We start from the raw sequence: 6,487 nt of genomic DNA, 5'->3' as shown, positions 1-6,487 counted from the left end.
ATTGGTTTTTATGAATATACCAATTTTGTTCGGTTAAACATACCCATGGGTGGTACACGTTTCAAATGCTACCCGGGTCCCTTTTCAAGTGTTAGCTACATTACGGATATTCCCAAACTTTTCATTACTCTTTTTTTGCTCTCTGTAATACGTAACATGAGAGGGTGCTCTCCGTTTGATAACACTTTACTCTTAAAACAAATCACTGAAACCTTGATACTCATTGCTTTAAAGGTTGTGCAGCGGTTTACACTATGGTTTACACTAACCTTGATTTTGTCCCATTTCTACTGCTAAAATCAGGAAATGTATAAAAAGAAAAAGTGCCGATAATCATTGGATTACCAGCACTTTACTCAGTCGGGATGACAAGATTCGAACTTGCGACCACACGCCCCCCAGACGCGTACTCTACCGGGCTGAGCTACATCCCGTCTTTCTTTGAATTGCGGTGCAAAGGTACGTATTTATGGGGATTCTGCAAATTTTCTTCCTCTTTTTTTGTATTAATAATGAATTTTTTTCTTTTGATATGCGTAACTTGTTGTTTTGTAGTTGATTATCAGCTGCTGTGATGTTGATTGTTGTTTGTATTTGTTTATATACAGTCTACTTTAATATTTTAGGAAAGTTTTAGGGAGAAAACGTGGCAGAAATTAGGTATATATTTTCTTCTGTTAATCAGTATAAATAGGCGATATTTTTATAAACCTATTTTTCTTCTTTTGAGAAATAACCCTATATTTTTGCTGCACTTTAATATTTATAATATGGCAACATTTAAAGTGCTTTTGCATTCCTCTAATAGGAGGAAGGATGGAACCTATCCGGTTTCATTGAGAATCATAAAGAACATGAAAGCCAAGTATATTTCACTGGGGCTTTACTCCAAGAAGGAGGAATGGGACGTTATTGGTGAACGTTTCAGATGTGATAAGCGTGTCTGTCCTAATTATAAGGAATTCAATGCGCGAATAGTTCAACTGCTGGCACGCGCTCAAGAAGTCGAGCGCCATTTTGAGTTTGATAGGATTGATTGGACGCTGAATCAATTCGAGGATGCTTTCCTATATAAGGATAAGAAGGGAAAGTTCTTGGATTTCGCATTGTTGTGTATTAAAGATATGAAAGAAACGGGACATATCGGTAATGCAAAAGTGTGGGAAAAGGTCATCTGTAACATGAAATTGTTCGACAAGAAGCTGTCCACACGTTATTTTCAAGAGATAGACATCAAGTATGTTTCTGCCTATAATTCTTTTATGGAAAAGAAAGGGTGGTGCGGCAACACCCGTAAGCACGATATGAAGACGTTAAGGGCAATATTGAATCGTGCTATCGTTGCTAAGGAATGTTCTTCGACTTCTTATCCTTTCGGTAAAAGTGGTTTTTGTATTTCCGCATTGGAAGAAGAGACCCGTAAGCGGTATTTGCCTCAAGAATATCTGCTGAGATTGATGAACCGGCAGTTTGAGAACAAGCCCAAGGAAATTGCAAGGCGCTTGTTTCTGTTTTCTTATTTCTGTTATGGGATGAGTTTCATCGATATGGCTAATCTGAGGAAAGGAAATATAAGAGTGGAGGGTACTTCTGTACATATTATATATAAAAGGCATAAGACGGAACACAGTAAGAATGCCAAATTCATTCGAATACCCGTGACTGATGAACTGAATAATCTGCTTCTGTGGTTCAAGTCCAACAGTGTTCTTGTAGGTGATTATCTTCTTCCTCTAGTGTCGAAAGACTATGATGGTGAGAAGCTTTATGACCATTTGCGTCGTAGACTGGCACGCTATAATGAGCGTTTAAAAGAAATCGGCGAGGAGCTTGGATTTACAGAGAAATTAACAAGCTATGTGAGTAGACATTCTATGGCTATGACCCTACAGACTAACGGTGTTCCTCGTGAAATGATAAGTCAGGTAATGGGACATAAGGACATGGAGACTACCAATACTTATTTGGATAGTTTCGGTGACGCTGCAATAGAGAGAATTACAATAAATTATTTATATAAAAATAAAATGAAATTATGAGTAAGAGAGATTTTAAAGACCAACTTAGTGTATTGAAGTATAGAGTGGATAATAATAAAATGTGCAGCTATATGCGTAAGGAACTTGGAAGTGAGAAACTTGTAGAAAGAGAAATTCAAATTGTTCAATCAATGTTGGATAACCATTATAAAAGGCATGGAATAATTACGGAGGAAGATAATATTGTATATTTGAAGACGGGCAATTATTTTGAGTTGATAAAAGGGGTCAAACAGTCGTTAGCTTATCTTCAACAAGAAATAAATAGGTATCGGAAAGGTTTTTCCAGTGATACGACTTTTTGGTACAATGTGGATAAGGATTGGAATAATTTGCCTGCCTTGTTGATGGATTTAAATGAAATCGAAAGTTTCAATTTGCAATGTTATCTCTCTGAATTAGAGATTTGGAAGTCGGAGTTATGTAGTACGCCTATTCCTAAAAAGGTGTTGGTTACAATGAATAGCAAATATGATGAAACTGCTCTGAAAAAAGTATATGATTATCTGCGCGATACTAAATATTGGGCGGATAATAATATTGGTTCACGTGACTTTATAAGGATATTTAAAACCAGCTCTATCGATGGTCTTAGTAAGAAACTACGTATTCGGAAGATAGAGGGAAGTAAGGCTTTCGTAAGAGCCTTGGTGGATGTTTTGGTAGGAGCCTTTGACGCCAAGATTGTGAATTCGTGTTTTTGTTATGAGAATGGAGGAGCATTGAATATTGGTATCCATAATAGACCATCCAAAAAGGTAAGTGAGGAGTTGAGAAAATTGCTGTCTGATATATAATAAGTTAAATTCTATATATTTTTGCGCAAGCATTTTTTTGATATAAGGAGCTGATAATAAGTGTTGTTAGCTCCTTATTTTTTTGTGCGTATAGTTGCGCATTTGCTGTTTTTTTATTTGAAACTTGCTTTGTAATTTTGCTGATACATTAAAAAAAGTTATATGGAAAATAATAAAAAAAATAAACTTTATTACGTATCTACAGCAGATTTGATAAAGCTGATAAATGATGTAATGAATGCAGATAAAAAATCTGCTTCTGAGATTATTGGAATAGATGAAGTGTGTAGAATTACGGGACTCTCGAAGCATACTATTTATAAAAAAACTTCGAATAAGGAGATTCCTTTCTATAAATCTACTTTAAGCAGGAGGAGTGTTCTGCGATTTAGGCGTTCTGAGATAGAGAATTGGATATTGAAACACCGCATAGGAACGGTTGATGAATACCTCGATGCGCAGGATGCTTTATAATAATATGAATAATATAATTAAAATAATAATAGACTATTATGTACGACTCAATAAAAATAGTGTTGTCCGAAAAGGACTTGAATAATGAAATTAGTTTCATGGAAGAGATTCCTTGCAGAATTGTTGTGAGTGTATGTTCAGAGAATAGGGTTGTCGGCTATCTGAGAAACATGCGGGTAGAAGTTAGGGGAACTACTTTGGTGGTAGAAGGTAGTCTGACTAAGTGGGTATTGGGTAATAATTATGCAAAGCCTTTAGGGATATGGGAAATTAGAAGTGGAGTTAAGGCATTGAGTGTGGCTCTTGGTGTCCCTATTGAAAAGGCTGTGGTACAGCGTTTGGATGTTGCTTTCAATTTCCGTGTGAAGCATATGCCTTGGTTGTATATGCGTAGGTTGTTGTATTCGGATGGTTTCTATAGTGCTCATATAAAGAAAGAGACTTTGTATTTTAGCAAGCATGATTGTCAGATGGTGTTTTATGATAAGATAGCTGAAATGAAAAGTTGTAAAAGGACGGATGATATAAAGCAGGGGCTTGAGGACTTTGAGGATTTGAATGTGCTAAGGTATGAATTCAGATTCAAGAAGGTCAAGTCTATTTTCGGTAGGACAATCCGTGGAGAGGATTTATATACTACGTCCTTTTGTTTGTTGGTACTGAAAAAATGGTATGATTGTTATATGGATATACAAAAGACATATGATATAGAGCTTTCTTGTTGTATGTTCAATAGTAAAAAGGCTTTTGAACTTGCATGTGTCGCTTATTGCATGACTAAGTTCAATATGTATGATATACTGGAGGAAGCTTTTATTAGACGGGATATTAGTAGCAAGAACAAGTATGATATAAAGGAGGTGTTGGCGAAGGCTAAAAATGTGGGGATTGATTCACTTAATGCAGCTTCCATGATAGATGAGCTGACCTCTAAAATAGAGCATGCATATGTCAAGTTAAGAAGTAGATATGATGTTGCTCCTGAGCGTTTGGAAAGATTGAATAGGTGGGTGGATAGAGGAGTGACTGGAATGCCCAGTTAGAATATGGTTTATATTCGTTTTTCTGCATGGTATATATTGAAGTCGGGTTCCTCAGTAGGTCTGTTATTGAGCAATGAAATAAAACGCGTAAAAATGCTTTTATATAATCAATAATAATTTCAGTTATGCAGGTGAAAAGTCTTGGGTTGAAGATTTTATGGCAACACTCAAACAGACGAAATATCGTTTGCAGTTACATTAAGAATTCGTTTTAACAATGGAGGGAAATTAAAAAGTCCCTCTATTGCCTATAGAATTAGATATGATTGATATAAATTCTTTTAATGAAATAACGAAAGCTCAGAGAGCTTCTGTAGGTGAAATAAGAGTATGGAGTGATGGGATTGCTCGAAAGAAGAAAGCAGATGGTAATTGGGTTCCTGTTGAAAAGAATTATAAAAATAGTCAAATAATTCTTCACGAAAATAAGTTTGGTGAAAATTATTCTGAATATGCAGGTAAACCTAAAGAAGCTGTCGATTTTCTGATTGATAAAAAAGGTGGTCAAGTTAGAAACGCTTGGGAGAGAAAAGATATCGGTGACATAGATATTGTCTATGGTAAGAAAAATTTTGGTTTAAATCATATTATAGGGAAACATGTAGGTATAACAGAAGATGGTAAAGAGAAAGATTTTAAAGATGAGAAAGAATTGTCTTTTATTATTGATAAACTCCTCAGAGAAGGTGAATTGGTAAAAGATTTTGTCGATGAAAATGGTTTTAGAAAAAGAATTTTGTCTCTTGGAAAACATGTTTTAGTTATTACACAGACAATTGTAGTAGATGATGAAGATAATCTTAAAGAGAAAAGGTGGATTGTAACTTCTTATGACCCTACACGAACAATGAGAGAAAAAGGTATAAGGAAGGCGATTTCTTCCGAAACCGCCTTTGAGAAAGAGGTGAATGGCAGTAGTCCCTTGCAACATTCTTTAGAGAAGGGCGTGACGTTATCAACTTTCTCTCCCGACTCTCTTTCTGTTCCTAAAGATACAACAATTCTAAATATTGAACAACAATTTATGGACGAAATTATAGAGAAAGCTAAGAAATCATCCCCTATTGGTACAGAAAAGACGTGGGGAAGTAAAGTTTATATAAATGCTGGAGTAGGATGAACATGTTGTTCTGTGCACTTTGTTTATGTTGGTATTTATTGTGGTGTTATGCTTTCACTATTTTATAAAAGATTATGTAATAAATATTTGGATAGTCAAAAATGATTAAATATATTTGTTCTTCATAAGGTATAAATGTGCTATATACAGTGTGTTAGTATAGTGCATTGAGTATTAATATGAACAAATATTAGGATTATGGCGACTAAAAAGAACGGCTTTAATACTGGAATTGCTAGTGAGTATTTGGTATTGTCCATGTTGTATCGGTTGAATTATGAGGCTTATATAACAATGGGAAATAAGAAAAGTGTTGATATTTGGATAATGAGGGATGATAAAACTGCTGTCTCGATTGATGTGAAATCTGTTCGTGAATATGATTCTATTCCCGTAGGTAATGTGGAGGCAAAAGATAACCACTATGTTATATTTGTGATATATAATAAAAAATTTGAAATTGAAGGTACTCCTACACTGCCTGATTTTTATATAGTTCCTAGTTCATATGTGGTAGAAAACAGGAAAGAATATGAATTGAAAGCTGGTGGAGAACGTTATAATATCTTTAAAAAGGATATTGAAGGATATAAAAATCGTTGGGAGCTGTTGAATTCTTCTGTTAAAAGTGGGAATGTTACACATGGTAAACTGGAAAAAGAAATGAATAGTAAAGAAGAAAAACAATTAGTTAGTTCTCGGTGGAATGACTGCAGTACAATGAGTATTATTCATACTCCTACTGAAGAAGAGAGGGAAAAAGCAACTGATGAAATGGTTGACAATGCAATTAAAAATGCAAAGAAATTTGCTGACAATAAAAGGGAGGGTGAAGGTAAGGAGGAGGGTTAGATTAGTCTAATTATAATTCATGTATATAATAGAATGCCGTTTAATGAAAATATTGAATGGCATTTTTTTTGTTTTGAATGCTATTGTAAGAATAGATACTATTTATAAGTGTTGGTAAAATAGGGATTGCTTATGGGGAATTGATAGGGAATTGGAGAGCAT

Annotated in this window: 6 protein-coding genes, 1 tRNA gene and 1 pseudogene; 6 read left to right on the top strand and 2 right to left on the bottom strand. The window is 34.8% G+C overall.

Annotated features, from left to right (window positions below; genetic code table 11):
- Positions 1 to 101: 101 nt before the first annotated feature.
- Together DWZ67_RS15210 and DWZ67_RS15205 are read right to left on the bottom strand one after the other, a co-directional pair.
- Positions 102 to 224 (bottom strand): annotated as a pseudogene (locus tag DWZ67_RS15210) (Arm DNA-binding domain-containing protein); the annotation flags it as partial.
- Between the two features lie 136 nt (positions 225 to 360).
- A tRNA-Pro gene (locus DWZ67_RS15205) sits at positions 361 to 434 on the bottom strand.
- Between the two features lie 336 nt (positions 435 to 770).
- Here DWZ67_RS15205 and DWZ67_RS15200 point away from each other — a divergent pair.
- The 6 genes from DWZ67_RS15200 to DWZ67_RS15175 all read left to right on the top strand — a co-directional run bounded on the left by DWZ67_RS15200 (position 771) and on the right by DWZ67_RS15175 (position 6,325).
- The gene (locus DWZ67_RS15200; protein ID WP_120139241.1) at positions 771 to 2,039 is read left to right on the top strand and encodes a site-specific integrase; all 1,269 of its coding nucleotides are present in this window, start codon (positions 771 to 773) and stop codon (positions 2,037 to 2,039) included.
- On the top strand, positions 2,036 to 2,836 hold the full coding sequence (locus DWZ67_RS15195; RefSeq protein ID WP_120139240.1) for a hypothetical protein: 801 nt from the start codon (positions 2,036 to 2,038) through the stop codon (positions 2,834 to 2,836). The genes DWZ67_RS15200 and DWZ67_RS15195 overlap by 4 nt, the downstream gene beginning before the upstream one ends.
- 162 nt (positions 2,837 to 2,998) lie before the next feature.
- Positions 2,999 to 3,310 carry a helix-turn-helix transcriptional regulator gene (locus DWZ67_RS15190; RefSeq protein WP_120130076.1) on the top strand — a complete coding sequence of 104 codons (312 nt, stop codon included), beginning with the start codon at positions 2,999 to 3,001 and terminating at the stop codon, positions 3,308 to 3,310.
- 38 nt (positions 3,311 to 3,348) lie between these two features.
- A complete protein-coding gene (locus DWZ67_RS15185; protein ID WP_120139239.1) occupies positions 3,349 to 4,353 on the top strand; it encodes a phage/plasmid replication protein in 1,005 nt (334 codons plus the stop codon).
- Positions 4,354 to 4,597: 244 nt separating this feature from the next.
- On the top strand, positions 4,598 to 5,473 hold the full coding sequence (locus DWZ67_RS15180; RefSeq protein ID WP_133302947.1) for a hypothetical protein: 876 nt from the start codon (positions 4,598 to 4,600) through the stop codon (positions 5,471 to 5,473).
- Between the two features lie 198 nt (positions 5,474 to 5,671).
- Positions 5,672 to 6,325 carry a hypothetical protein gene (locus DWZ67_RS15175; protein WP_120139237.1) on the top strand — a complete coding sequence of 218 codons (654 nt, stop codon included), beginning with the start codon at positions 5,672 to 5,674 and terminating at the stop codon, positions 6,323 to 6,325.
- Positions 6,326 to 6,487 lie beyond the last annotated feature (162 nt).

The sequence above is a fragment of the Bacteroides sp. AF34-31BH genome, from assembly GCF_003602795.1.
Lineage (GTDB): Bacteria > Bacteroidota > Bacteroidia > Bacteroidales > Bacteroidaceae > Bacteroides > Bacteroides uniformis.
This window is presented reverse-complemented; position numbering and strand designations above follow the sequence as displayed.

Excerpts from the sequence above, each read along its gene's own strand:
- DWZ67_RS15200 (WP_120139241.1), top strand. The coding sequence starts at position 771 with ATGGCAACATTTAAAGTGCTTTTGCATTCCTCTAATAGGAGGAAGGAT.
- DWZ67_RS15195 (WP_120139240.1), top strand. The coding sequence starts at position 2,036 with ATGAGTAAGAGAGATTTTAAAGACCAACTTAGTGTATTGAAGTATAGA.
- DWZ67_RS15190 (WP_120130076.1), top strand. The coding sequence starts at position 2,999 with ATGGAAAATAATAAAAAAAATAAACTTTATTACGTATCTACAGCAGAT.
- DWZ67_RS15185 (WP_120139239.1), top strand. The coding sequence starts at position 3,349 with ATGTACGACTCAATAAAAATAGTGTTGTCCGAAAAGGACTTGAATAAT.
- DWZ67_RS15175 (WP_120139237.1), top strand. The coding sequence starts at position 5,672 with ATGGCGACTAAAAAGAACGGCTTTAATACTGGAATTGCTAGTGAGTAT.